The organism is Cerasicoccus maritimus (assembly GCA_031296935.1).
Lineage (GTDB): Bacteria > Verrucomicrobiota > Verrucomicrobiia > Opitutales > Cerasicoccaceae > Cerasicoccus > Cerasicoccus maritimus.
In genome coordinates, this window is sequence record JAVDPD010000004.1 from 105,725 (window position 1) to 132,241 (window position 26,517).

The 26,517-nt window shown below is 56.9% G+C and carries 25 protein-coding genes and 1 tRNA gene; 17 read left to right on the top strand and 9 right to left on the bottom strand.

The features are described 5' to 3' along the window. Nucleotides 1–50 precede the first annotated feature (50 nt). The 3 genes from RBB62_RS03575 to RBB62_RS03585 form a co-directional block, all read right to left on the bottom strand. Nucleotides 51–1,106 carry a LacI family DNA-binding transcriptional regulator gene (locus RBB62_RS03575; RefSeq protein WP_309397124.1) on the bottom strand — a complete coding sequence of 352 codons (1,056 nt, stop codon included), beginning with the start codon at nt 1,104–1,106 and terminating at the stop codon, nt 51–53. Nucleotides 1,107–1,909: 803 nt separating this feature from the next. After that, on the bottom strand, nt 1,910–2,695 hold the full coding sequence (locus RBB62_RS03580) for a cytochrome c oxidase assembly protein (RefSeq protein ID WP_309397126.1): 786 nt from the start codon (nt 2,693–2,695) through the stop codon (nt 1,910–1,912). A gap of 409 nt (nt 2,696–3,104) precedes the next feature. Next, nucleotides 3,105–3,452, bottom strand: coding sequence for a hypothetical protein (locus RBB62_RS03585; protein ID WP_309397128.1), 348 nt, complete (start codon nt 3,450–3,452; stop codon nt 3,105–3,107). Between the two features lie 83 nt (nt 3,453–3,535). Here RBB62_RS03585 and RBB62_RS03590 point away from each other — a divergent pair, with 83 nt between their 5' ends. From RBB62_RS03590 to RBB62_RS03600, 3 genes are all read left to right on the top strand, one after another. Continuing rightward, complete coding sequence (locus RBB62_RS03590) at nt 3,536–4,114, top strand: HD domain-containing protein (protein ID WP_309397130.1); 579 nt, start codon at nt 3,536–3,538, stop codon at nt 4,112–4,114. 147 nt (nt 4,115–4,261) lie between these two features. Then, complete coding sequence (gene carB / locus RBB62_RS03595) at nt 4,262–7,495, top strand: carbamoyl-phosphate synthase large subunit (protein WP_309397132.1); 3,234 nt, start codon at nt 4,262–4,264, stop codon at nt 7,493–7,495. Between the two features lie 159 nt (nt 7,496–7,654). Beyond that, complete coding sequence (locus RBB62_RS03600) at nt 7,655–8,131, top strand: NanQ anomerase/TabA/YiaL family protein (RefSeq protein ID WP_309397134.1); 477 nt, start codon at nt 7,655–7,657, stop codon at nt 8,129–8,131. Between the two features lie 75 nt (nt 8,132–8,206). On the opposite strand, the gene RBB62_RS03605 is transcribed toward RBB62_RS03600, so the two are convergent. After that, complete coding sequence (locus RBB62_RS03605; RefSeq protein ID WP_309397136.1) at nt 8,207–8,770, bottom strand: peroxiredoxin-like family protein; 564 nt, start codon at nt 8,768–8,770, stop codon at nt 8,207–8,209. 152 nt (nt 8,771–8,922) lie between these two features. Here RBB62_RS03605 and RBB62_RS03610 point away from each other — a divergent pair, with 152 nt between their 5' ends. Then, entirely contained in the window at nt 8,923–9,678 is a 756-nt protein-coding gene (locus RBB62_RS03610) for an alpha/beta hydrolase fold domain-containing protein (protein ID WP_309397138.1), read from the top strand. Between the two features lie 187 nt (nt 9,679–9,865). Here RBB62_RS03610 and RBB62_RS03615 read toward each other — a convergent pair whose 3' ends face one another. Continuing rightward, entirely contained in the window at nt 9,866–10,168 is a 303-nt protein-coding gene (locus RBB62_RS03615) for an HPr family phosphocarrier protein (protein ID WP_309397140.1), read from the bottom strand. Between the two features lie 261 nt (nt 10,169–10,429). Here RBB62_RS03615 and RBB62_RS03620 point away from each other — a divergent pair, with 261 nt between their 5' ends. Next, nucleotides 10,430–11,308, top strand: a complete 879-nt coding sequence (locus tag RBB62_RS03620; RefSeq protein WP_309397141.1) for a hypothetical protein — start codon at nt 10,430–10,432, stop codon at nt 11,306–11,308. A 259-nt stretch (nt 11,309–11,567) separates the two neighbouring features. On the opposite strand, the gene RBB62_RS03625 is transcribed toward RBB62_RS03620, so the two are convergent. Beyond that, nucleotides 11,568–11,735: a hypothetical protein gene (locus RBB62_RS03625; protein ID WP_309397143.1), complete on the bottom strand. Its 168-nt coding sequence runs from the start codon at nt 11,733–11,735 to the stop codon at nt 11,568–11,570. A gap of 225 nt (nt 11,736–11,960) precedes the next feature. Here RBB62_RS03625 and atpB point away from each other — a divergent pair, with 225 nt between their 5' ends. The 9 genes from atpB (at nt 11,961) to atpC (ending at nt 19,205) form a co-directional block, all read left to right on the top strand. Continuing rightward, nucleotides 11,961–12,869 carry a F0F1 ATP synthase subunit A gene (atpB, locus tag RBB62_RS03630; protein WP_309397145.1) on the top strand — a complete coding sequence of 303 codons (909 nt, stop codon included), beginning with the start codon at nt 11,961–11,963 and terminating at the stop codon, nt 12,867–12,869. Between the two features lie 98 nt (nt 12,870–12,967). After that, nucleotides 12,968–13,192, top strand: coding sequence for an ATP synthase F0 subunit C (locus RBB62_RS03635; RefSeq protein WP_309397147.1), 225 nt, complete (start codon nt 12,968–12,970; stop codon nt 13,190–13,192). Nucleotides 13,193–13,270: 78 nt separating this feature from the next. After that, nucleotides 13,271–13,840: a F0F1 ATP synthase subunit B gene (gene atpF, locus RBB62_RS03640; RefSeq protein WP_309397148.1), complete on the top strand. Its 570-nt coding sequence runs from the start codon at nt 13,271–13,273 to the stop codon at nt 13,838–13,840. A gap of 3 nt (nt 13,841–13,843) precedes the next feature. Then, nucleotides 13,844–14,242, top strand: coding sequence for a F0F1 ATP synthase subunit delta (locus tag RBB62_RS03645; RefSeq protein ID WP_309397151.1), 399 nt, complete (start codon nt 13,844–13,846; stop codon nt 14,240–14,242). 120 nt (nt 14,243–14,362) lie between these two features. Then, nucleotides 14,363–15,904 carry a F0F1 ATP synthase subunit alpha gene (gene atpA, locus RBB62_RS03650; RefSeq protein WP_309397152.1) on the top strand — a complete coding sequence of 514 codons (1,542 nt, stop codon included), beginning with the start codon at nt 14,363–14,365 and terminating at the stop codon, nt 15,902–15,904. A gap of 48 nt (nt 15,905–15,952) precedes the next feature. Beyond that, the gene (locus tag RBB62_RS20195; RefSeq protein WP_343219064.1) at nt 15,953–16,327 is read left to right on the top strand and encodes a four helix bundle protein; all 375 of its coding nucleotides are present in this window, start codon (nt 15,953–15,955) and stop codon (nt 16,325–16,327) included. A 45-nt stretch (nt 16,328–16,372) separates the two neighbouring features. Continuing rightward, complete coding sequence (gene atpG / locus RBB62_RS03655) at nt 16,373–17,251, top strand: ATP synthase F1 subunit gamma (protein ID WP_309397154.1); 879 nt, start codon at nt 16,373–16,375, stop codon at nt 17,249–17,251. Between the two features lie 27 nt (nt 17,252–17,278). Then, nucleotides 17,279–18,697, top strand: coding sequence for a F0F1 ATP synthase subunit beta (atpD, locus tag RBB62_RS03660; protein ID WP_309397156.1), 1,419 nt, complete (start codon nt 17,279–17,281; stop codon nt 18,695–18,697). Between the two features lie 97 nt (nt 18,698–18,794). Beyond that, entirely contained in the window at nt 18,795–19,205 is a 411-nt protein-coding gene (gene atpC, locus RBB62_RS03665) for an ATP synthase F1 subunit epsilon (RefSeq protein WP_309397158.1), read from the top strand. Nucleotides 19,206–19,274: 69 nt separating this feature from the next. Here atpC and RBB62_RS03670 read toward each other — a convergent pair whose 3' ends face one another. Next, the gene (locus RBB62_RS03670) at nt 19,275–19,688 is read right to left on the bottom strand and encodes a hypothetical protein (protein WP_309397160.1); all 414 of its coding nucleotides are present in this window, start codon (nt 19,686–19,688) and stop codon (nt 19,275–19,277) included. Nucleotides 19,689–20,052: 364 nt separating this feature from the next. Here RBB62_RS03670 and RBB62_RS03675 point away from each other — a divergent pair, with 364 nt between their 5' ends. After that, nucleotides 20,053–20,913 (top strand): PstS family phosphate ABC transporter substrate-binding protein, encoded by an 861-nt coding sequence (locus RBB62_RS03675; RefSeq protein ID WP_309397162.1) that lies wholly within the window; start codon nt 20,053–20,055, stop codon nt 20,911–20,913. A gap of 28 nt (nt 20,914–20,941) precedes the next feature. Then, nucleotides 20,942–21,017 (top strand) — tRNA-Gly (locus tag RBB62_RS03680). A gap of 150 nt (nt 21,018–21,167) precedes the next feature. On the opposite strand, the gene RBB62_RS03685 is transcribed toward RBB62_RS03680, so the two are convergent. Next, nucleotides 21,168–22,361, bottom strand: a complete 1,194-nt coding sequence (locus RBB62_RS03685; protein ID WP_309397163.1) for an acyltransferase family protein — start codon at nt 22,359–22,361, stop codon at nt 21,168–21,170. 175 nt (nt 22,362–22,536) lie between these two features. On the opposite strand from RBB62_RS03685, the gene RBB62_RS03690 reads away from it, so the two are divergent. Then, nucleotides 22,537–23,523: a rhomboid family intramembrane serine protease gene (locus RBB62_RS03690; protein WP_309397164.1), complete on the top strand. Its 987-nt coding sequence runs from the start codon at nt 22,537–22,539 to the stop codon at nt 23,521–23,523. A gap of 44 nt (nt 23,524–23,567) precedes the next feature. Here RBB62_RS03690 and gcvPB read toward each other — a convergent pair whose 3' ends face one another. Continuing rightward, complete coding sequence (gene gcvPB, locus RBB62_RS03695) at nt 23,568–26,513, bottom strand: aminomethyl-transferring glycine dehydrogenase subunit GcvPB (RefSeq protein WP_309397166.1); 2,946 nt, start codon at nt 26,511–26,513, stop codon at nt 23,568–23,570. Between the last annotated feature and the right edge of the window lie 4 nt (nt 26,514–26,517).

Genomic DNA, 26,517 nt, shown 5'->3' on the forward strand with positions numbered 1-26,517 from the left:
GGTTATTTCATCAAGAAACACGCAACTGATACAGTTCAGTGGCATGACTCTCATTCAACCCGCTTACGTAAGGTCATTCCTTCGTTCCAAGAACCTTCCACCAAGACATGCGTAGCAATCTGAGGAACACCAATCTCCTGAATATTGATTTTCTCTACTAGAAGCTCTAACGCTCGCGCTCCGGTCAAGTGAGCATTTTGATCAACTCCGGATAAAAATGGAGTCTCCTTCCATGCATCAAGGACAGCATACCCCACGTCTTCTGGGACCGCAATTCCTGCGGCAGTTAGGATATCGTAAATGTGTGCTCCTTGAGTCAAAATCACATCAGGCTTAGCTTTGAGATACCACTCCAATTCATCACCTTCTTGATTGATCTCAGTAAAGTGAATAGGAATTCGTTCTTCCTTACGCAACTTAGCCTGATATGAGCGCACTCCTGCGCTCCACCCATGAAACGTCCGCCTATCAGATTCAGACGAAATACAACAACCAATTCTTCGGTAGCCTCGAGAGAATAGCTCATCCATCGCCATAAATGCAGACTGCAAGTGCTGATGCGATACAAGGTGTAGCTTAGGAGATTGAAGCGTAAATCCGAAGGCAATTGCGTAAAAACGAGAAAAGTCAAATTCCAGGGAATTGTCATATCCAGGCAAAGGCGCAATCAGAATACCCTGAATATTTCTAGCGTTAAAAACTCTCTTTAAAGACTTGGAATTGTCTTTTTCCAAATCGAAGACATGCTCTTCGATGCGATATCCTAGCTCCTCAGCACGTTGGCAAGCGCCATCAAAATAAGCACTATATATCCGAGAATGCCTCCAACACCATTCAGTGGGTACTACTGATAACCAAGCAACAGTTGCAGTATAATGTGCGGGCGCATTCTTTTTCCGGTATGCAGCCAGCCCGGTAAGGTAAGGGTCTGGCCTGTATCCGATTTTTTTAGCGTGCTTAAGGACTCGGTCAATGGTTTCCTGAGGAAGGTCAGGATGATGTCGAAGTGCCATTGACACAGTTGACTGCGCCAGCCCAAGCTCATTTGCGAGGTCCTTTTGTGTCGTCCTTTTGGCTCCTTTCTCTACTTTGAGATTTTGAGGCATACTGTGCTAAAGCCGTTTCTTCTAGTCGCAGCATTTTTTTACCGCAAGCATTTCAACCGATGAGTCTGTCCGTGAGGGAAGTTTCAGCCCTGCCTACTTCTGCCCCTGAGGTGAATTAGCCGCTGCCGGAGGGTGCGAAACGTCCTCGGGCTCAATTGGCCAGTTTCCTAAGCCTCTTTCTTCCGCCCAAGAAAATCCGAATACAATCTTTCAGATGGGGCTATCCAATGCGAGCTTGGGGCGGTCCCGGTAGTCATATGCTTGCCTCGCCGAATTCACTGCTTCCTTGCACTACATTCCCCCGTATTTGGCGATGAACCATTTAATTGATGGTGGAGGCACCTTCGTCTTAAATATTCTGGTGGATGGATTAGGGAACGAGCAGAGCATCTGCGTGGTCCCAGATTCTGAATAAAAAGTGAGTAAGTGCGACAAGGGAACATCGCGCCTTAGTTGAAAAAACGTCGTCTCGGGAGGAGTGCGGAAGGCTGGAGTGGTCTTCATGTCCAGAGAATCACGCACACTCATTCGTTTATCACAGCGACGCCGAGCGGAGGTAGCTTCCTGCAACAGTTTTCATTCGGCAAAGACGGTGATTAATACCATATTGGGACAAGAGAGGCGGCGGTCTCACTCCTAAGACCGCCGCCTGCTTGAACCTGCTATTCTGACTTTATGTATGCTGCTATCTTTAATGCTAACTCTTTAAACGATCTCTTTGCTTTCGCATTTACGAATGTAAGACGCCTCGTGCGGCCATTTATTCCAATAAAGTGAAAAAAAATTACGCACCCACGCGAAGCTCAGGGCGTCTCGGGATTATCCTGCCGATACCACGCGTAAAAACACCACGCAAGCAGCGTCAGCGAGACGCCCATGTTGGTGATTTTCATAATCAGGCCGCCGAGAATCTGGTCTTGCAGCGGGCTGAGGTCGACCACGCGCGGCGCCCATTCGTAGGTCGGGTAAAGCACGGTCTCGGACAGCGTTAAAAAGCCAAACACCGGCAGCTGCCCAACCATCAGCAAAAACAGGTAGAGCATGCGCGGCCCGTAGTTGATCGGCGGCACGAGCTTGCTTGGGCTGATGATTGGCCACCACATCATTACCGCCGGAATAAACATGCTCCAGTGCTCCAGGATGTGCGCCCACTTCTGCTGGAGCGCCAGCTCGTAGAGCGCCGGAATGTGCCACACCGTGTAGAGAAACGTGAAGCTTAGCCACGCCACAAAGGGGTGAACCAAAATCCTCACCACCGCGCGCACCGCTTTGGGCGCGAGGAGCCAGTCCGCGAGCCACATTGGCAAACCGCGGATCAGCAGCGGCGGCACGAGGTAAACGAGCAACATGTGCTGCACCATGTGCGCCGAAAACAGGAAGTCCTCACCCCACTGATCCAGCGGCGAGCCCACCGTCAAATACGCCGCGATCAGGCCCAGGTAAAAGCTCGTGGCCTTGCGCGCATTGAAGCATTCGCCGGGCGCGAGTTTTTCGCGCAGCGGCCCCGTCGCCAAGGCATAGAGCCAGCCCGCCCCAATCAGGAGCAGCAGCAAAAGGGGCTCAGTGTGCCAATGCAGGGGGATGGGCATGGGAGATTAAAGTGAGCAGATTAAAGGAGAAAAGCAACTGGCCAAACTGGCGGCAATGCTCCGTGATCGTCGGCCATTGTCAACTGATCATGCCAAGCCCGCTAAGACCAACATTGACGCGACGCCGTCCGTTGCGTGAGCGCAAGGTAGGGGCGGTTGCCTCAACCGTCCGCCACGCATGAATGCCAACCCGATGAAGCCGGACGGTTGAGGGCAACCGTCCCTACCTCTAGTATTCCGTATGATTCCAGGGTAGGCATTCAGCCGCTTTGTGGCCTCAAGCCAACCCTGGGCTATTGATGCGTAGCCCCCCTTGGGGTAGAACTCTCGAAAGCAAAATACCCGTTTCCATTGGCCAGGATGAATCCACGCCGTCGCGCTCAGAATGAATACCCGGACTACTCGTTGCCTAAAACGAAAATAGCATCCGATACTGTAGCGGGTTGGCGATGCTGTGGAGCGTGTAGGCCGCGAGGACCATCGAAAATAGCGTGCCGCCCCAAAACATCCCGCGTCGAATCCAGAAGCAGTCGCGCCCGCGGTGCGTGAGGTAGCACTCCATCGCCGGGCCCGTCAGGTAGAGCAAATTCGCGCCCATTGCCAGGATCACCAAATTGAACTGAAAGAACTCCTTCCCCAGACGCGCCCAAAGGTTGTATTGCACACAGAGCGCCACCGTCACCGCGATGAGCAAGCCGTTGTAAACCAGCCGCCGCTTCTCCCAGCCCAGCAGGATGATGACGTAGTCTTCTTTCACGGGATTTGCAGAATAGCCATTTTGGGGTTCATGTGCTACCTAATGCTGCACTTTAACAACGGGGCACGCTTTTACATATCACTATGGAGGAAATTACGCGCATTCTAGACTTCATTGTCGAAGTCGAAAAACTGAAAAACGTCCACCGCAAGACAAAGCCAACCGGCCTCGACCGCTATGAGAACTCCGCCGAGCACAGCTGGCACGTCTGCCTGCTCGCCCTGACGCTGCGCGACCACGCCAACGAGCCCATCGACATCGACCGCGTCATCCGCATGCTCATTATCCATGATTTGGGCGAGATCGACGTCGGCGACACCATTATCTACGCCAGCGAGGCCCCCGAGCTGAAGGCCGAGGAAGCCGAGGGCGTCAAACGCCTCCTGGCCTACCTGCCCAACGCCCAGGCTGCGGACTACCTCGCGCTCTGGTATGAATTCGAGGCCGGCGAGACTGCGGACTCCCGTTACGCGCGCGCCATCGACCGCATTCCGCCGATCCTGCAAAACATCAACAGCGACGGCCACAGCTGGAAGACCCACAACATCCCGGCGGCCAGCGTTTATGCGGTCAACAGCCGCATTGCCAAGGGCAGCGAGGCCGTCTGGGAGGTGGTCAAAGGCAAGCTCGACCAAGCCATGGCCGACGGTTTATTGAAATAACTCACCATCAGTAACTTGCGATTAAACGGCCCCAATAGCCGTATTTCGACCACTTTAATCTTTTTCCTTTTTCCTTTAATCTTACTTGCGCCCGCGCAAGTAGGCGCCAAAACTCCGCCAAATTTTGCCCAAATCTAGAACCCGACTATGCCCAAGCGCACCGACATTGAAACCATCCTGATCATTGGCTCCGGCCCGATTATCATCGGCCAAGCCTGTGAATTCGACTACTCTGGCGCCCAAGCCTGTAAAGCTCTTAAAGAAGAGGGCTACCGTGTTGTCCTGGTTAATTCCAACCCGGCTACGATCATGACCGACCCGGACTTCGCCGACGCCACTTACGTCGAGCCGTTGACCCCGGAGATCCTCGAAAAGATCATCGAGCGCGAGAAGCCCGACGCCCTGCTGCCGACCCTCGGCGGCCAGACCGGTCTCAACCTCTCCCTCAAGCTGGACGAGCTCGGCATCCTCCAGAAATACAACGTGGAGCTGATCGGCGCGAAAAAGGATGCCATCGAGCGCGGCGAAGACCGTGAAAAGTTCCGCCAGATCATGATCGAGATCGGCCTCGACATCCCGAAGTCCAAGACGGTTCACACCCTCGAGGGCGCGCGCGAAGCCGCGTTGGAGATCGGCCAGTATCCGCTCATCATCCGCCCGAGCTACACCCTCGGCGGCACTGGCGGCGGCATTGCCTACAACAAGGAAGAATTCGACAAGATGATCGCCTACGGCCTGGACGCATCCCCGGTCAACGAAGTGCTCGTCGAAGAATGCCTCCTGGGTTGGAAGGAATACGAAATGGAGGTCATGCGTGACCACAAGGACCAGTGCGTGGTCATTTGCTCCATTGAAAACTTTGACCCGATGGGCGTCCACACGGGCGACTCCATCACCATCGCCCCGGCGATGACCTTGTCCGACAAGGAATACCAGCTCATGCGCGACGCGTCGTTCGCCGTTATCCGCGCCATTGGCGTCGAGACCGGCGGCTCGAACATCCAGTTCGCCGTCAATCCCGAGAACGGCCGCATGATCGTCATCGAGATGAATCCCCGCGTATCGCGCTCTTCGGCGCTGGCCTCCAAGGCCACGGGCTTCCCGATCGCCAAGATCGCCGCCAAGCTCGCGGTGGGCTACTCGATGGACGAGCTCAAGAACGACATCACGCGCGAGACCCCAGCCTCCTTCGAGCCAACCATCGACTACGTCGTCACGAAGATGCCGCGCTTCACCTTTGAAAAGTTCGTGGGTGCCGACCCGACCCTGACGTCTTCCATGAAGTCAGTCGGCGAAGCCATGGCCATCGGCCGCACGTTCAAGGAATCCTTCCAAAAGGCGCTTCGCTCGCTCGAAATCGGCGCACGCGGCTTCGGCGGCGGCGGCGGCAAATACGGCGGCAACGACCTGCCCGACAAGACCTCGATCCGCGCCGGCCTCGCCAAGCCCACCATGGAGCGCGTGTTCTACATCCGCTACGGCCTCCTCGCCGGCATGACTCTGGACGAGATTTTCGAGTTCACCAAGATCGACCGCTGGTTCCTCGTGCAGCTCCAGGAAATCGTAGAGCTCGAAAAGAGGCTCGGCGAAGTCAAGCTGTCCGGCCTCACCCCGGAGCTTCTCCGCGAAGCCAAGGAAAGCGGCTTCAGCGACGTGCAGCTCGGAGAGATCCTCAACACCAAGATCCGCAACGTCAAAAAGCTCCGCGACGAGTGGGATATTAAGACGGTTTACCGCCTGGTCGACACCTGCGCGGCTGAGTTTGAGGCCTACACGCCTTACTATTATTCCACCTACGGCGTCGAAAACGAGATCACCAAGACCGACACCAAGAAGGTCATGATCATCGGCGGCGGCCCAAACCGCATCGGCCAGGGCATCGAGTTTGACTACTGCTGCGTCCACGCCAGCTACGCCCTGCGCGACGCCGGCTACGAGACCGTGATGGTCAACTCCAACCCGGAAACCGTTTCCACGGACTACGACACCTCCGACCGCCTCTTCTTCGAGCCGCTCACGCTGGAGGACGTCCTCGAAGTTTACCATCAGGAAGGCTGCTGCGGTGCCATCGTGCAGTTCGGCGGCCAGACCCCGCTCAACCTCGCCACGCAGCTCAAGGAAAACGGCGTGAACATCATCGGCACCTCGCCGGAAATGATCGACGCCGCTGAAGACCGCGAGCTTTTCAAGCAGATCCTCGACCGCGTCGGCCTCAAGCAGCCGCGCAACGCCACCGCGCTCTCGCCGGAGCAGGCTTACGAGCTGGCGGGCGAAATCGGCTTCCCGATCCTCCTGCGCCCGAGCTTCGTGCTCGGAGGCCGCGGCATGTTCATCGTCTATAATACCGACGACATGAAGCGCGTGATCCGCGAAGCCTTCGACGCCGCTCCCGGCAAGCCCGTGCTCATCGACAAGTTCCTCGAAGACGCCATCGAGCTCGACGTGGATGCCATCAGCGACGGCGAAACGGTCGTCATCGGCGGCATGCTTGAGCACATCGAATACGCCGGCGTTCACTCCGGTGACGCGGCCATGGTCATGCCTCCGCACACGCTCTCCAAGGAGATGCTCGATACCGTGCGCGAAGCGACTTATAACCTCGCCCGCGAGCTGGAAGTCATCGGCCTGATGAACGTCCAATACGCGATCAAGGACGACGAACTTTACATCCTCGAAGTCAACCCGCGCGCCTCACGCACCGCGCCGTTCATCTCCAAGGCGATCGGCACGCCGTTGGCCAAATACGCCGCCCGCGTCATGGCTGGCGAGAAGCTCACGGACATCGGCTTCACCAAGGAAGTCACCCCGCATTACTGGGCCGTCAAGGAGGCCGTGTTCCCGTTCGTCCGCTTCCCGGGCGCCGCGATCACGCTCTCGCCGGAAATGCGCTCCACGGGTGAAGTCATGGGCCTCGACTACGACCTCGGCCTGGCCATCGCCAAGAGCCAGATGGCGGCTCAGCCCGCCCTGCCGACCGAAGGCAACGTCTTCCTATCCGTCCGCGACAGCGATAAGCCACGCGCCGTAGAGCTGGCCCGTGAGCTCGACAAGCTCGGCTTCAAGATCCATTCCACCTCCGGCACCGCCGCCGTCCTCGAAGAAGCGGGCATCCCGGTCAAGCGCCTGTTCAAGCTCAGTGAAGGCGCCCGCCCGAACGTGCTCGACATGCTCAAAAACGGCCAGATGCAGCTGATCATCAACACGCCCAGCGGCCAGACTCCGCGCATGGACGAAAACCAGATCCGCGAAGAAGCCGTGCTCCGCAAGGTGTGTATCATGACGACGCTCAGCTTCGCCGAAGGTGCGCTCAACGGCATCAAGGCCCTCAAGGAAAGCCCGCTTGAAGTGCGCTCCTTGCAGGAGTTCGCTCGCGAGCTGTAAGGGCCCGCTCCAATGGCGCGTGAGATTAAAGATTAAAGGAAAAAGTTTAAAGTTCGGCTTGGTGGATTGAGTTTCGCCAAGCCGAACTTTTTTGTGCTCAACCAGCATTAGCGAACGTGACGGCTTGCGTTCGCACTGGGGTTCGCATCTGCTTGTAGAATGATCGTTGACCACATTTCCAACTGGCAAACTTACACGCTCGGCGAAGCTTGGGAGAAGGCGTTTGCCTTCCTGACCTCCATCGGCCCCTACACCGCCGATGGCGAATACCCGATCGACGGCGATGACCTCTTTGCCCGCGTCATGACCTACGACACCAAGGCCGCCGACGCGCCCGACGCGATCCTTGAGTCGCACGAGAAGTTTGCCGACATCCAGATGTCGCTCGTGGAAGCCGAGCGCATAGCCGTTTATCCGACGCACACGCTCAAATCAAAGACCGGCTACCTGGCCGAAAAGGACGCCGAGTTCTACCACTACGAGACGCCCGCCCAGCTCCAACTGACCATGCGCCCCGGCACGTTCGCCCTCCTCCTCCCGCAAGACGCCCACATGCCCGCGCTCAATCCCGGCAGCGAAATCGTCAGCGTGAAGAAGGTCGTCGTCAAAGTCGGCCTCAGCCGCCTGAAGCTGTAGGCAATCTGCCCAAAGGTAGGGCGCAGTCTCCAGACAAGCCGCCACGCCAGAATGGCATTTGCACAATGTGCAAATCTATCGGTCCAGCGGGACGCTGGCGAGCGCGTCTTCGACCGGTAGATAATCACCCAAGCGCGCCTCGCGGTGGAGCAGCACGACCTGGCCGTCAGCATCGACAATCAACACGCCGCCTTGCTGCGTCGGGTCGCCCTCCACGGAGGTTTGAATATTACCTCGTGCGACCGCGCGCAGGGCGTTGAACATCGCGCCCGGGCTCAGCACCGAGGCCACGGAGTTTTCCAATCCCAGCGCCGCATAGACACGCTGCTCAGGGTCGGTCAAGACGTCGGCCGACGCATCGGTCAGCCCAGCCTTATCAATGAACTCCCGCAGGTGCGCGACATCGCCATTGCCCACGAAATGCACCCGCACACCAAGCTCCACAAACTTCGCCAAATGCGGCTTCCACAAGCCCACATGCTCGCGGCACGCCAGGCAGCCAAAGTGACGCAGAAACACGAGCACCATCGCCGGCTTAGCTATCAGCGATGCGAGCGACACGGACTCGCCGTCGGCGCGGAGCAAGGTCAGCGCGCGAATGGAGTCAGGGAGGGATTGGCCAATTTCGACAGCAGACATGACCACACGATAACCATCACCGCGCCCTCCGCAAACTCCAAGCACAACCGGGGTGAGAAATCCGGAACAGCTCACCCGTCGTGGCGATCGAATTGAACTTTTTCCCGCCGCAAGGGTTTTATTTACCGATGAAGCGTTCTTTGAGTAAACTTATGCCTGTTGCATTGATCCAGTGTGCGGCTCTCGCCGCCGCCCAGCCGACGTATGATGACCTGCGCTACAGCGACGCCTATCCGCGCTGTACGATGGACCTCTGGCTGCCCAAGAGCGACTCCCCGACACCGCTCATTGTCGTGTTTCATGGCGGCGGCTTCAAGGGGGGCAGCAAAGATAGAAACATGCCTTTCCGCCAACAGCTTATGTCGCTCTTAGATCAAGGCATCGCAGTCGCCAGTGTTGGCTACCCACTCCTCAAGGACGTGCCCAACGGCCAAACCGCAAACCCCTTCACCCGAGCCAGACCCTATTTCGCCTGCATGCGGGAAGCCGCAAATTCGATCCGCTTCCTCCAGGAGCACGCCACGAAATATAACCTCGACCCCCAGCGTTATGTGTGTGTCGGCTCGTCGGCCGGCGCCGTGATCGCAGAATACATTACCTATAGAGAGCGCCTGGGGATCTCCTTTTGCCTCGCAATCCAGCAGCCCTACGCCGTCGAAATCGTGACCCCGCACATCAAGCAAGGTGACACGCCGCTCATGCTTTTCACCAAGTCCGGCGCTAATGACCTGATCCACAATCCGAACTTCGCGATAGCGATGAAAAATCATTGCGACCAAGTGGGCGTCACCTGCTGGCTCTATGGCCAGAGCAACAACGCACTGCCCAACATTCCTGGCGGGCAGGACAACGTCATCCCCCACGCCATGGAAATCATCCGCGGTATCTGGGCTGGAGAAGTGGAGTGAGCAATCTAGCTGAGAGGTAACGCGATTGATCTGACGCCCGCTTGCTGTATTCACTCAATACGCGAAGAGCCAGAGAGGGGTGATGAGCTTTTGCCTGATCCTTAATTTTTACTTCGGCATGAAACAAGCATACGCTGCCTGGATTGGCCAAGATCAGTCCACCAGATTACCGCCTCTCACGCGTTGGCTAGGCTTCTTCGAATTTGCGTTCGAAGAGTTCACCGAGCTCGTTGAGGAGATCGGCGGCACCGGGGCCGGAGGCGATAAACTTCAGCTTGGAGCCCTGGCCAGCGGCGAGCATCATGAGGCCCATAATGCTGCGGCCGTTGACTTGCTCGTCGTCTTTATCCACCCAGACGTCGACGTCGTTGAACTTATTGGCCACGCGTACAATCATCGCGGCAGGACGGGCGTGGATACCCATCTTATTTTGAACCGTAAATTCGCGAGCCATCTCGGAACCCGGTGACGCTTGGTCGGATGATTGCATCTGTCTAAGTGTGTGCCTAAGTGCTATTGTGTAAAAATTGATTCTGGAAAATCGAGCCGTTCAGTAAAGCATTTTTATTACCACGATTCCCAGATTAATTTCGTCAATGTAACTCAATGCTAACACCTTTGTGGCCAAATTGCCCATGCGGCTGGGGTCATTGGTATTTTTTTGCAGACGGTTGGCTAAATGATTTCCATTGCCACCGCGAAAAATGAGGCCTAGGTGATAATGTAATTTAGTCTTAACGAACCGCCCGTCATGAATTTACGCCTTATTATTACCTCGATGCTGGCAGCGCTCAGCGCTTTTTCTCTGAACGCGGACACCGTTTTTACGGCTTCCCACGCCTACACCCTTACAGGTAAGCCCAATACCAATGGAGTTTACGGTGCCTATGATCACGCCCATTTCGAGGCAGGCGACTCTCTGGTGCTAATGGGGACGGGTTGGGCTTATCAAGAGACCGTGACCGCTAAGGGCATTGCCATCTTCGATCTGGAGAAGGATAATTTGCGTGAACAACTGAAGGCGGCTGGTGAGAACAAGCTGATGTTGAGCGTGCTGTTGGACCAAGTCGAAGGCGCCCCCCGCCCGCTGCGGATTTTCTACATCGGCACTACGAACGACATTACGACTAGCCGTAGCTTGAAGGCGCAGTTTCAGCGGCAGCCGATCCACCGGATCAACCGCGCCCTGGATAAGAACGCCCAGCCTGGCGTGAAGACCTTTGATGTCACTCCGCTCTTTGGTCGCGAGCTGACCGACCGTTACATGGTCATCCGCTTTGAGCAGGAAGGTGAGCGCCGCGAACTACACTCCAAGGATGGCGCTACCGTGACGCCCGATCTCTACGACTTCCGCAACAGCGCGGATAGCGTCCGCCTGACGATTACTGATCAGAAGGATCCAAATGCTGTGGCCAACCAATACAGTGAGGATGGCTACTACGCCCCGATTCAGGATATGTCGAACAACCCCACGGCCGACATGCCCAAGGATTTGACCTCCGACATGCCCGCGAATCCCATCCAGGACATGTCCAGCAACCCGACTTCGGACATGCCGGAAAATATCCTCTCGGATATGCCCAAGAACTTGATCAATGACGGCACGTCGGGCAACGGCGACAGCATGTAATGATGCAGTTCGGACCTTCGTAGTGATCGAAGGTCTGAATGTTCGTCAGTTTTTTTTCAAAGCGCCCGTTGGTATTGCCAGCGGGCGTTTTTGCTGGGCGAGTGGGGGGCAGCCTTTGTCGAGTCGGGATCGCTTCATGGCAAGGATGGGGGGCGGGACAATCAAATCTCGCCTAGCAGGCAAACTCTACGAAGCAGCGCGCTTGCCTACCTTACGCTTTCGCGCTTACGAACGCGCAGGTGCTTCTGCTTAGTGGTGCCTAGCCCATTGCCAGAAGGAAGGCGAGCTGCCCAAGCAGTCCAGCGAGGAGGCAGGTCAGCACAAAGCCACCGAAAAAATCCGTGCGAAGCTGGCGCTCTACGGTCGTTGCATTGCGGGGCAATTCGCGTCTGGATAATTGCTCGGTGATGTCGGTAGGGGAGTGCATCTGTTAGGGAGATTCTCTCCCGTGTTTGATTAGTGTCGCTGATTGGCTCTAGCAGAAAAGCTGGTAATGGGGCTAATCCTATAATTTCTAGTGTTGACGCTTATCAGCTTTCAGTCAACTCATAGGCCCCTTCATTCACTCTCTGACTATACCCGCACATTCGGAATGGCTCATTTCCGCAAGCTTCTTCTCTCAACTGGTTTCTTACTCAGCGCTGCGCCTTTGATGGCTGCAGACGGTGGTGGCGTGAGCCCATACGCTTACGAACTATTCAGCGTATTGGGTCTCCCAGTCACCAATGCGATGATCACCGGTTGGGTTATCTCAATTCTCCTCATTATTGGTATCAAACTCCTTGTGGGGAAGCCGAAGCTGGTTCCCTCTGGTGGCCAGGCGGTTGTCGAGAGCATGCTTGGCGGCATCCTTGACATCATGGAGCCGATCATCGGCAAGAAACTAATTAAAAAAGTTTTTCCGCTGCTGATAACGTTGTTCGTCTTTATCCTGATTAATAATTGGAGCGGATTGCTGCCGGGCGTTGGCTCATTTGGCCATTTTTCGGCTGACTTGGGCCCTTTCCCGACGATGGAAGCTGCTGAAGCCGGTATGGCTGCGGCGACGGATGCTGGCCAAAACGTCGGGCACCAGATTCGCCAGTTTGATGGCAGTTATTTTGTAGGTCACTTCAATTACTACTTCCGTCCGGCCAATGCTGACCTGAATACGACCTTAGCGCTGGCGATCATTTCGTTCATCGCTTGGATCTGGTATGTGCTGCGTTACGCGGGCATCAAGTTGCTGATTTATGATCTCTTCGGCAACAAGGCCGAGAAGAGCGAGGTTCCTGGCGCGATTTACTTCTGTCTGTTCATCGTCTTCGCAGGTGTTGGCTTGATCGAATGCGTATCCATTCTTTCGCGTCTGGTCTCACTGCCGTTCCGACTCTTTGGTAACGTCTTCGGTGGCGAAAACCTGCTCACCAGCATGCATGGCATGATCGCGTGGGTGGTGCCGGTGCCGTTCTTCTTCCTCGAAATTTTGATCGGCTTGGTGCAGGCGCTGGTCTTCACCCTCCTGACCGCTGTTTACATCGGCCTCATCGTGAACCACGGAGACGACGAGCACGCTCACTAATTTTCCTTTCTATAGTAAGAAACCAATTTCCCGGCTGGGACCATTGACCAACGAGCGTGGGCAGCCGGGTTTAAAGAAACACAAAAACACCTAGTAAAATGATCGACGTAATTGCAGAAATGACTGGCAGCATTCACCTCGGTTTGCAGGGCGGCCTCGGCTGTCTCGCAGCCGCATTCGGCGTGGGCATGGTTGGCACCAAGGCTGTTGAAGCCGTTGGCCGCAACCCCGGCGCATCCGGTAAGGTCCTCGTTCAGTCCATCATCGGTATGGCGCTCGCAGAAGCTGTTGCGTTCTACGCACTGTTCCTCGGTCGCAGCTAAATACTTGCGTGGGGCGGCGGATGTCGCCCCACGATCCTTTCCCTCTCACTCCTCAGAACACTCTAAGACCCAATCGCCATGTTCAGCAGCTTGTTAACAATCGCCGCCGCAGATGCTCACGGCGCAGCGACCGACGGAGGCACCGTAGAGCAATTGGCCAGCTACTTCCACGTTGAGCCCGCGCTGCTCATTGCCCAAGGCCTGAATTTCATCATCGTGGCCGTGGTCATCTGGAAGTTCGCCTTCAAACCGGTGATGGCTTCTATGGACGAGCGCCAGAAGAAGATCCAGGACGGCCTGCAATACGCCGAAGAAATGAAGGCCGCGCTCGCCAATGCCGAAAAGGACAGCGCCGAAAAAATCCGCGAAGCTTCCGAGGAAGCCGCCAAGATCGTCTCCGAAGCGCGCGACAACGCCCACAAATTTGAAGAGTCCCAGAAGGCAGAGGCTGTGAAGTCCGCTGAGGGGATCATCGCCAAGGCGCAAGCCGCTAGCGAGCAAGAGCGTAAGCAGATGCTGGCCGACGTCCGTAAGGAAGTTGCCGAGCTGGTGGTCGCCACGTCCGCCAAGGTCCTCGACCGCGATCTTTCCGCGGAAGAAAAGGGCCGTTTCAGCGAATCCGCCGCCAAGGAACTTTACGCCAACTAATCGATGGCCAAGGACAAACAACTTAAGGACTTCGCGAAGAAGCTCGTTACCCTGTCGCTCGATGAGGACGGCCAGGCGAGCAGCGATCGCGTATCCGCAGTGTTGGAGGCCCTCGCGCAGGAGCCCCCCAGCAACTACAAGCAACTGCTCAAGCAGTATGCGCACTACCTCGAAGTCGAAATCGCCCGCGGCACCGCCAAGGTGGAGTTTGCTGGCCCGCTCGGTGCCAACCAGTTGGCCGAAATCGAGCAAAAGTTTACTAAGGAATACAACCGCAAGATCGTCGCGACCACGGAGGAAAATCCGAAGTTGATCGCCGGCGTCCGCGTTACCGTTGGAGACGATGTTTACGATGCATCCGTCGCCACCCGCCTCGCTCAACTTGAGCTCAACGTCACCTAGGGGAATACAAAATTCAAAAGGATAAATTCAAAAAGCACCTGACCGAAGTTTCTCTCTCTTACTAATCTGCCTCACCGTTTTTTGCATTTAGCATTTATAATTTTTAATTAGAAAGCACCAATGAGTTCCGTTCTCGAACAGATCCAACAGGAAATCGCCAAGCTCGAAACCAAGACCGTCAAGACCAATGTCGGTAAGATCACGAGCGTTTTCGACGGCGTCGCCAAGCTCGACGGCCTGTCCGGCTGCATGTATAACGAAATGATCGAGTTTCCCGGTGGCGTTTACGGCATCGCGCTGAACCTCGAAGAAGACGAAGTCGGCGTCGTTGTTCTCGGCGACTACTCTCACCTGAAGGAAGGCGACGAAGCCAAGGCAACCGGCCGTCTGCTGTCCGTGCCCGTTGGCAAGCCGCTGCTCGGCCGCGTGGTCGACGCCCTCGGTCAGGCCATTGATGGCAAAGGCGCCATTGAGTCCGACACCACTTTCCCGGTTGAAAAGATCGCTCCCGGCATCATTCCCCGCAAGTCCGTTGACCAGCCGGTGCAAACCGGTATCATGGCGATTGACGCGATGATTCCGATCGGCCGTGGCCAGCGCGAGCTGATCATTGGGGACCGTGCAACCGGTAAGACCACCATTACGATCGATACGATCATCAACCAGGCCAACATCAACAACCAGCACAAGAAGGAAGACGGCACCTTTGAGGAAGGCTTCCGCCCGATGTATTCCATCTACGTTGCGGTTGGTCAGAAGCAGTCGAACATCGCCCGCACGATCAAGGCCCTGGAAGACTCCGGCGCCATGGAATACTGCACGATCGTTGCCGCTCCTGCTGCTGACAATCCGGCCAACCAATACATCGCTCCGTTCGCCGGTGCCGCCATGGGTGAATACTACATGGAAAACGGCATGGACGCTCTGATCGTTTATGATGACCTTTCCAAGCACGCTGCTTCCTACCGTCAGATATCCCTGATCCTGAAGCGCCCTGCTGGTCGTGAAGCTTACCCGGGTGACGTTTTCTACCTGCACAGCCGCCTCCTCGAGCGTTCCGCTCGTGTGAACGAAGACAATGGCAACGGCTCGCTGACCGCGCTGCCGATCATTGAAACTCAGGCTGGCGACGTTTCGGCTTACATTCCGACCAACGTGATTTCGATTACCGACGGTCAGGTTTTCCTCGAAACAGACCTCTTCAATCAGGGCATCCGCCCGGCGGTTTCCGTCGGTCTGTCGGTTTCCCGTGTGGGTTCGGCCGCTCAGGTTAAGGCCATGAAGCAGGTTGCCGGTAAGCTGAAGGGTGAGCTCGCCCAGTATCGTGAGTTGGCCGCGTTCGCGCAGTTCGGCTCCGACCTCGACGCTCAGACCAAGGCTATCCTCGATAAGGGTGACCGCCTCGTTGAGCTCTTCAAGCAGCCGCCACTCTCGCCTAAGAAGGCAGAAGAGCAGATCGCGCTGATCTGGGCCATGCAGGAAGGCTACTTCTCCGACATCGACGTCAAGAAGGTGACCACCGCAGTTCAGTCTCTCCACGACTTCCTCTCCACTGCCAAGCAGGACGTCCTCGACGCCGTGCGCGGCGGCGGCAAGATCGGCGACGACACTGCAGCCAAGCTGAAGTCCGCCGTCGAAGAGTGGAAGCGCAGCTTCAAGTAAATCGTTTTCGAATTATGAATTTTGAATGCTGAATTATGAAAGGAGGACGTGAGTGAGGGTGATGTAGTTAAGCGAAACGATTTGGACGAGCGCACATTTAAATATGCTCAACGAATCATTCGACTCTTCTGCAAATTACCTAAAAGCACCGTCGCTCAAACCCTTGGCAAGCAATTGCTCCGATCAGGGACGTCTATTGGAGCAAATTACTGCGAAGCGGTCAGAGCTAGGTCCAAAGCAGAGTTCATTTCAATTATGGGCATTTGCTTAAGAGAGCTAAACGAATCGCATTACTGGTTACGCCTCCTCAAATCCGAAGACATCTTTCAGCAGTCTCAACTCAATCCGCTTATCAAAGAAACGAACGAGCTTATTTCTATCTTCACCACGATTTCAAAACGTACCAAGACCTCGACGAAGTAATTTTTTTCATAATTCATAATTCTGAATTCATAATTTTTCTCCCTCATGCCTAGCACCAAAGAAATTCGCGGCCGCATTAAGTCGGTCAAGAACACATCGCAGATTACCCGCGCGATGCAGCTGGTGGCGGCGTCGAAGATGAAGAAGGCGCAGGATGCGGCCATGTCCGGTCGCGCCTACGCTCTGCTGCTGGCCGAAATCCTTGATTCGGTTGCCGGTCAGGAAATTGCCCAAACGCACCCGCTTCTCCAAGCACGCGAAGTCAAGCGCCGCGGCATCCTCGTGATTGGCACGGACAAGGGTCTTTGCGGACCGCTCAATGGCAACCTGTTCAAGGAAGTCATGGCGATCAAGGATGACGCTGTTTACGTCACGATCGGCAAAAAGGCGACGCAGTTCATCTCCCGCACCAAGCGTCCGCTCATGGCGGACTTCCCGCTTTCCGATAAGGTCTCCTACGCCGAAGTTCGCGCCATCGTGAACTACATGCTCGAGCTCTATGAGGACGGCAAGATCGACTCCATTGAGATCCTTTACAGCGCGTTCGTGAACACGCTGGTGCAGGAGCCGACCGTGATGCGGATCGTTCCGATGACCGGCATCCACGACCTCTTGGAAGACATCAAAAAGCGCTACAAAATCGACCTGTCGGACACCGCAGGCGACGAGCGCGAAATGATCTTTGAGCCCAGTGCGAAGGAGATCCTCGATGAGCTGCCGGCCCTTTACGTGAAGCAGATCATCTTCCAGAGCTTGCTCGGCGCCAAGGCGTCCGAACACAGCGCCCGTATGGTGGCGATGAAGTCGGCGACGGATAACGCCAAGAACCTCGTCAGCGACCTCACCCTCGAATACAACAAAGCCCGCCAGGCCGCCATTACCCAGGAAATTCTGGAAATTGCCGCCGCTACGCAATTCAACTAATTTAAACAATCACACCTCTCTTGACCCATGGCAAACATCGGTAAAATCGTCCAAATCCTTGGCGCCGTCGTCGACGTTCAGTTCTCGTCGGAAAACGTCCCCGAAATCTTCAACGCACTGCACATTGACTACACGCTGCAGGGCAAAGAGACCCGCCTGACCATCGAAGTGCAGCAGCACTTGGGCGAAGGCGCTGTCCGCGCGGTTGCGATGAGCTCCACCGAGGGCCTCGTGCGCGGCATGGATGTCATCGACACTGGCAACCCGATCACTGTTCCGGTTGGGGAGCCCGTTCTCGGCCGTATTTTCAATGTTACCGGCGACACCGTGGACGAACGCGGACCCTGCGAAACGGAGAAGCGTTACCCGATTCACCGTCAGCCTCCGGCCCTCGTCGATCAGGACGTGGAGGCCAACATCCTCGAGACCGGTATTAAGGTCATCGACTTGATCTGCCCGTTCATTAAGGGTGGTAAGGTTGGTGCCTTCGGTGGTGCAGGTGTGGGTAAGACCGTGGTCATCATGGAGCTCATCAACAACATCGCTAAGGCGCACGGTGGTTACTCCGTGTTCGCTGGTGTGGGTGAGCGCTCCCGTGAAGGTAATGACCTCTACTGGGAAATGTCCGAAGGCGGCGTTATCAACCAAGACGATATTTCCAAGTCCAAGGTGGCCCTCGTTTACGGTCAAATGAACGAACCGCCCGGCGCTCGTATGCGTGTGGCGCTGTCTGGTCTGGCCATGGCCGAATACTTCCGCGACGAAAAGAACCAGGACGTGCTCCTGTTCGTCGACAACATTTTCCGCTTCTCGCAGGCCGGTTCCGAGGTGTCCGCTCTGCTCGGCCGCTCGCCGTCTGCGGTGGGTTACCAGCCGACGCTGGCCCAGGAAATGGGTATTCTGCAAGAGCGTATTACCTCCACCAAGAAGGGTTCGATTACGTCCTTCCAGGCCGTTTACGTTCCGGCGGACGACTTGACTGACCCCGCCCCGGCGAACACCTTTGCTCACCTCGACTCTACCATCGTGCTTGAGCGCCGCATTGCTGAGCTCGGCATTTACCCGGCGGTTGACCCGCTGGCTTCGGTGTCCAACGCGTTGGCTCCGGACATCGTTGGTGAAGAGCACTTCCAGGTAGCTCGCGGCGTTCAGTCCGTGCTTCAGCGTTACAAGGACCTGCAGGACATCATCGCGATTCTCGGTCTCGACGAACTTTCCGAAGAGGACAAGCAAGTTGTCTTCCGCGCTCGTAAGATCCAGAAGTTCCTGTCCCAGCCGTTCCACGTGGCGGAAATCTTCACCGGCTTCCCGGGTGTTTACGTTCCGGTCGCCGATACCATCAAGGGCTTCAAGATGATCCTCGATGGTGAGCTCGATCACGTGAACGAAAACGACTTCTACATGAAGGCCGGCATCGACTCCGTCCTCGAAAAGGCGAAGGCTTAACGGCGTATCGGAGGTCTGAGATCGGAAAGTCGGCAATCCGACTAACTGGTCGCCGACATCCTGCCCTCTGACATCCGACCACCGACATCAGATACACATGGCACTCACACTTGAAATCGTCACCCCCGAAAAGATCGTCTACACCAAGACGGTCAGCGAGGTGGTCCTGCCGACGAAGCAGGGCGAAATCGACATCCTGCCCGGCCACCAACCGCTCTTGACTGTTGTCGAGGGTGGCGAAGTGACTGCAAAGGGCGATTCGGTAGAGCACCTGGCCATCGACAAGGGCTTTGCCCGCGTGCAGAACGACACGATCTCCATCCTGACCGAAGCCGCGATCGACATCGAGAATATCGACGTTGCGATGGTTGAGGCGGCGCAGAAGCGCGCCGAGGAGGCCCTGCAAAAGGCGATCGACGAGAACGTCGACCCGGCCCGTATCGAAGAGCTGGAAAACGTCGTCCGCTTCGCCGTCATTCAAAAGCTGGCCAAGAAGGGCAAGCTCTAAGCGATTCGCAAATTCTTTCCATGAAAGCGACCTCGATCAGGGGTCGCTTTTATTTTTGTCCGAGAGGCGTTACCGTCGTTGCCAGTGTTTGCGAAAGACAGCGGCTTCGGCGCCCGTGAGGGTGATGCGCTCGTCGGGCATATTGATGCTCACCTCACGGCCCAAGTGGTCCATGCTCACGGATCGGGTATTGGTCAGGGCGAATTGTAGCGCGCTGTTCATTTTGTCGAGGTGATCACGCGGGGGCACGATGATCAGTGTGGTGATGAACCAGGCGATGAAGATAAAGATGGCTTCGACGGCGATGGCAATGAACCAGAACGACAGTGAGCGCCCGGTGAAATTGATCCCCATGATGGCTGCCATTGCAAAGGGTAGTGGGCTCGAGGCGAGTGAAATCGCAATTGCTAGGCGTAGGCCCCGCCGCTCATATTGGTCGGCCAGGGAATCCAAGTCCTCTTCAAAGGAGTTATAACTGGTCATGGCAGGTAACATTGTCTGACGAATAAATATTCCACCGTGCGACGCTCTAGTGCAAGTTTCATTGGGGACAAAGTGCCCTTAATTAGTAAAGCAAATGGCCCCTATTTTGGGCTCGAAAGACGTTGAGACTTCTTACTGACTCTACTTCATCATGAGATACATCGACTCGTTTGTCCTCGTGTGGGGAATGTGACGCATCAGTTACGTTTCGTACGGCGGCAAGGAGCGCTGAGAGAAAATATGCAGCGATGGACAGATATACTGGCATATGGGGAACTTTTCCCACGCCGTCCGGTCCAGCAATTGCAATTAGACATTGAATGGCAGGCCTCATCGCCTTTGACTTCTACTTTTTACTTTGATTATGCGATACTTGATACCCTTGCTTGTGCTCTTACTTCCTGCTTGGTTGATGGCTCAATGGACAGTGGTGGGATCGGACTTGTTAGCGCCAGCGGTAAAGCCGGTGGTTGAAGGGTTTGCCGAACACAGTGACACTGAAATAACGATGGAGTTTATCGGGAGCGTGCCGGGTAAAGAGGACCTCAAAGTTGGCGAGGCGGATTTAGCGATCCTGGCGGCTCCCAAGGATGCCGATTTACCTTCGGGTAATTACAAGGTGCTGCCCATTGCTTACGAAGTCGCCTACGTCGTTGTGGAGAAGCTGAACCCACTTACTGAAGTTTCCATGGAGCAGCTGGCCGCGATCTTCGGCTCTTCGGGCGTTCAAAAAGTCGAGCGTTGGGGAGAGCTTAACTTGCAGGGGCCGATTGCTCAGCGTTCCATCCTGCCCTTGGCGCTGGACAATGATTCTACCGTGGTGCTGGAGCTTTTTAAATACGAGGTGTTGCAAAGTGGCTCCCTCCGGGCCAATGTGAACCGCGTGAAGGGTAATCTACAATTGATGGAAATGATCGCTAGCGACAGTGGCTCTATCGGAATTTCCAACCAAGTGCTGCTCGATGACAAGGTCCGCGCGCTGGCGGTTTCGGGCAGCGATGAATTTGCCTTTGGTCCCACACCTGAAAATGTGCACTACGGTGAATACCCGCTGCGTTTGAGCTACTATTTGGTCTATCCGCGTGAAAAACAGAACGAATTAAAGCCACTTTTGAAAGCATTATTGGGTGCTGATTTGGCGGATCGCCTTGATAATGAAGGGTTTGTGCCCCTTCCGGAAAATGTTCGAAAAAGAATGCTTGTAGAGCTTGACAAAGGAGCATGATCGGGCACTCTTTAGCACTTTCTCAAATGCGAGCGTAGCTCAGTTGGTAGAGCACCACCTTGCCAAGGTGGATGTCGAGAGTTCGAACCTCTTCGCTCGCTCCAATTTACCAACACAAAACCCGCTGATTATCAGCGGGTTTTGTTGTGTTTGGATTCTCGAATCAACGTGCTTCTACCGTCGATGTATGAATAGATCAGTTACCGTGAGCTGGACTAAGGGAGGACACATGTTGGGGAAGGCCCACTGGTTCATTATTTCTTCGGGGAGCGTGTTATTCGGCAAAAGAGATTAATGCGTTTGCCTAGCTTAATTGCTGGGTGCTCGATGAGCAGGAAAGCGATAGCGGCGGTGATCACTACAAAGATCGTCATCGGTGCCAGCAGGGGGAGGAATTCATTGATGGGCATCTTGATGGCGCGTGCGGGCAGCAGCATCGTGAATATCAGATAGAGCAAAATGCCGTGGAGTAGATAAATGCTGTAACTCAGCTCGCCCAAGAGAATGGAGCTGCGTAGCCGCAGGAGCCCAAAGAGGTCATTGCCGAGCAAGGTCAGCCAGAAGAAGGCCGACATCAGCGCCAACTGCTGCCAGCCCAGGATGGGCATGCTGTGTAGGGTTAGCACGAACGCAGCGAGGCTGGCCAAAGAAACGAGTGGATGGCGGACCCAGCGCTCTGCCTGTAGTGGCAGGCGAATCAGTTTGGCCCCCAAGGCGCCAATGACGAAGAGGATAAAGAGCTTGCTGTTAAAGCTGAGCGCCAGTTGGGGGAAGCAATAGCCGGCAATGAACAGCGCGAGGAGGCAGCTAATTACAAAGGCGCCTCGGCGGATGCACCAGGCGACGAGTGGCAGCGACAGGTAGAACAGCCATTCGTAGCGTAGCGTCCACTGAACGCCCCCCGTGATGAAACGCGTGTCCTGTAGGCCATTGATATCTCCCGATCCAAAAAACAGCCAGCCGAGGCATTCTCGAGCGAATGAGGCGGGGCCCTCTGCGAGCGTGAAGTTCGTTTGCGCCAGCACGATGATGATCACCACGCACAGTGCGACCAGGTAAAGCGGGTAAATGCGGAACAGCCGCGAGTTATACAGCCGCGCCCAGCTTAAATTTGGCTGGGCCACGATGCGGTCCACGAAGAGGAAGCCTGAAATCATGAAGAACAGCGAGACGCCGACCGTGCCGAGGTTGGCTGCGATGACCGACTTTGCGAGCTCCCATTGGCCGGTGTTTTTCCACGAGTGTGTTGCGTAGAAATGGCCGACAAAGACCATCGTAGCCAGATAGCCCCGCAGGCCGTCGATCGTCTCATAGCGATTGCTGCGTTCACGCAGGTAGCGAAAGACTGGCAGGCGTTGCAGCACCCACGCAGCTGCTAAGGCAGTGGCAAACGCGCCGAACAGCGCGATTGAAATGGGTAAATCCTTCTCTGGGCGAAAAAGCAGCATGGCAGGCGATTCTCGCGAGCAACTCAGGTGAGTGCGCGCTTGATAAGGTCCGCATGCTGGCGGCTATTTGGCCCTAGGGCAATACGCGAAACTGTCGTGTGGGGAGGGGCGGTTTCGTGAATCTCTAACTTGACGCTACTGTAGTGCTTAGACAGTGTGCCTATTCGATTGTACTATGGGGATCGACGGGCGAGATTATATACGAGAGCGACCAACTGGCGGCGATGGCTGGGAGTTTGGCCATGCTGTTAAGTGGCTGATAATCCTGAATGTCATTGTGTTTGTGCTACAGGTAGTGGTCGTGCGCGATTCAGTGGAAGCGGATTTTGCCAACAGCCCTTATGGCGAGCTGACCAGTGAGGACATGGCCGATTACATGCGCTTTGCGCCCAAGATGTCACGGGTGACTGATTGGCTGCAATTGAGCACGGACGACGTTTTGCATGGTCAGGTGTGGCGGTTGCTGACCTATGGGTTCTGCCACGACCGGTTGAGCGTTTTCCACATCCTCTTCAACATGCTCTTTCTGTGGTGGTTTGGCAAAACGCTGGAGCGGATGTACGGCGGGCGCGAGTTCTGCCTGTTCTATCTGGTGGCAATCATCCTGGCTGGGGTGGCGTTCGTGTTGTTGGATTTATGGACGGGCAGCCGAGTGCCTTCAGTGGGGGCCTCGGGCGGAGTCATGGCGGTGATGATGCTCTATGCGATGCATTTCCCCTACGAAAAAATCCGCATCTGGTTCCTTTTCCCGATCGCGATTCGCTGGGTGGTGCTGGCTTATGTGATCTTTGATTTGCACCCGGTGCTGCTGGCGATTGCGGGGGATCAAAACTTCTCTGGCGTGGCGCATGCGGCCCATGTCGGTGGGCTGGCTTTTGGCTATGCTTATTGGAAGTTGGAGTGGCGGCTTGAGCCGCTTTGGGAGAAATTACCGCTGACCAAAATCACGATGAAGCGCGTGCTCCCGCAGCGGCAACCCAAGCCCACATTGCGGGGCAAGGCCGCGCCGGCGAGGCAGCGCTCGGGCAAGGCCAAGCAAGCCGAGCAAGCGAAGATTGATGCGATCTTGGAGAAGATCAGCCAAGACGGTTGGGACAGCCTGAGCGCGAAAGAGCGCAAGCTACTGGACCAAGCCAGCGAATCAATGCGCGGACGACGCTGAGTGGGCGCTTGAATTGACGCCCGGCTCATTTCGCTTAAGGCAGGCTACGCGGTCGTGCAGCAGCCGGTGACGCGCTCGAAAATCTCGTCCACGGGCATCTCGGCGATGACGCGCGGGGAGAGGCGGTTTTCGTGGATTTCGGGCAGGCCGGTCAGCGGCGCGGAGAGCGTGAGCTGGCGGTTGGCCGACACTTCGTCCACGCGGTCCACCGGCGTAAAGCGCGGGGCGGCGTTGAGCGCGTCCGGGAATTGCTCGATGACGTCCTTGATGCGGATCACGGCGTCGGCAAAGCGGTCGAGCTCGTCCTTGGTGTAGCTTTCGGTGGGCTCGATCATCAGGCCAAACTGCTCCGGCCAGGCGACGGTCGGCGCGTGGAACCCGAAGTCGAGGAAGAGCTTGCCCACGCGGGTGATCGCCAACGCGCGCGGCACGCCGGCGGCTTCGATGGCCTTGAAGTCGTCTTCGCTGAGCGTGAGGATAAACTCGTGCATGCGGGGCGCGTCCGGGGCGCCGGCGGGCAGCGTCGGGTAGCGTTCGCCGAGGCGGCTGAGCAGGTAACGCGCTGCCAGCACGGACATGGCGGACATGCGGCGCACGCCGTCCTTGCCGAGGCGGAGCAGGTAAGTGTAGGCGCGGATCTTGTGCGCGAAGTTGCCCCAGTGGCGGTGGAACGAGCCGATGCTGTGCTTGGGCTTCACGGGGACGAATTCCTCGCCCTGCTTTTCGATCTGGTAACCGGGTAGGAAGTCGATCAGGCGCTCGGACACGGCCACCATTGCGTCGCCTGGGCCACCGCCGCCGTGCGGGATGGTCCAGGTTTTGTGGAGGTTGTTATGAACCGCGTCCACGCCGAGGGCATTGAGGTCGAGCCAGCCAGCGATGGCGTTCATGTTCGCGCCGTCCATATAAACGAGGCCTCCTGCAGCGTGCACCTTGTCGGCGATGAGCTTGAAGTCGGTTTCGAAGAGGCCGCAGGTGTTCGGGTTGGTGATCATCACCCCGCAGAGGCGGTCGCCGAACTCGGCCAGTTTCTTTTCAAAGACTTCCATGTCGATGCGGCCGTCTTCGCCGTCTTCGAGCAGGACGATGCCGCGCACCTTGCCGTCGATCTTGCCCGAGGCGAGGCCCGCCATGGACGCCGTGGCGAAGTTCGTGCCGTGGGCGCTGCGCGGGATGAAGATCACGTCGCGGTGCGCCTCGCCGTTGTGGCGGTGGTAGGCTTGGAAAAGCTTGAGGCCCACCAGCTCACCTTGCGCGCCAGCCAGCGGCTGCGTGGTCACGGCGGGCAGGCCGGTGATGGCCTTGAACCACTCCTGCACATCGTAAAGCACCTCGAGGCAGCCCTGCACGTCGGCAAACGGCGCTTGCGGGTGCGTGTCGGTGAAGCCGGGCAGGCCCGCGGCCCATTCGTTGAGCGCGGGGTTGTATTTCATGGTGCAGGAGCCGAGCGGGTAGCAGGCGTCGTCCGGGGAGACGTTCAGCTCGCCGAGCTTGTTGTAGTAGGCCTGCAATTCTTCCTGCGAGAACGCCGGGATGCCGGGCGCTTCGACGCGCAAATACTCGGCGGGAACTGCGGGGAGTGCGGCGCCTGCGGTTCCGCCGACGATGGCGGCGAGCTTGGCAACGTCCTCCTCGGTCTGGCGGTCGGTAAAGGCGATCTTGACCAACTGACGGCCGCCTTCGATGCGCTCGCTGACGTCCACGCCGGCCCAGAGGCCTTGTTCGCGGCCCGCAGCCAGGAACTTGCCTGCGTCTTCCACGACGATCGTTACTTCGTTGAAGCATGCGGCGGTCGGGTAGGCGAGCTGCACGCCGCAGGAGGCGACAAACTTTTCGGCCAACGTGCGGCCCTTGGCGATCATCGAGCCGAGACCGGCGTCACCGCGCGCAATCATCGCCGCGCCGGCGAGGGTCGAAATGAACGCCTGGTTCGAGCAAATGTTCGACGTGGCCTTGTCCTTGCGGATGTGCTGCTCGCGGGTGGACATGACCATCACGCAGCACTCGCGGCCAGCGTTGTCTACGGCCTTGCCGACGAAGCGGCCCGGGGTTGCGCGGACGTTGTTCTTCGCCTTTTCATTGTGGCGCACGCCGAAGAGGCCGAGGCCCGGCCCGCCAAAGTTCGGCCCGATGGCCAGGTGCTGCGCTTCGCCGACGAGGATGTCCGCGCCGGTTTCGCCGTATTGGCTCGGCGGCTTGAGTCCGCCTTGGGCCAGCAAAATCGGATCCACGACGGCAATGGCGAGCGTGCCCGCGGCGTGCACGGCGTCGGTCAGTGCGTCAACTTCTTCCAGGAGGCCGAGGTTGTTGACCTGCGGGAAGGCGACGGCGGCCAGGGATTTGCCCAGCGACTCTGCCTTGGCCTGGACGGCGGCGGGGTTGAGGCGGCCCGTAGCGGCGTCCGGCTGGATGTATTCCACCTTGATGTCGGTCTCGGCGATCAGGGTTTCGAGGACTTCGAGGTCGCCGGGGTAAAGGTTGCCCGCGACGAGGGCGGTGTCGGCCTTTTTGCCGAGGCGGATTGAGCAGCAAATGGCTTCGAAGAGCGCGGTGGCGCGGTCGTAAAGGGAGGAGTTAATCGCCTCAAAGCCGGTCAGCTGCGTCATGGCGCATTGGTAGATCCAGTGCGTAATGAGCGTGCCCTGCGAGCGCTCGGGCTGGTAGGGGGTGTAGGCGGTGGCGAGGTTGCGAATCGTGCAAACGTAGGGCGCAATCGGGTCGACCGAGTAGTCCGGCAAGCCGTCGCCAATGAAGTTCGTGCGGACGTTGTTCTTGTCGGCAAAGGCCTGCATTTTGTCCATCGTCTCGGTGTAGCCGAGCTCTTCGGGCAGCTGGAGCTCACCGACGTGGAAGGCGGCCTCGGGAATATGGTTATAGAGGTCGCGGAGCGTGCTGAGGCCGAGCTTGTCCAGCATGGCGCTGGTGTCGGCGTCTCCTGCGGGGATGTAGTGGCGGGCGGATTCGCGCGGATTTTCGCTCAAAAAAGACATGATT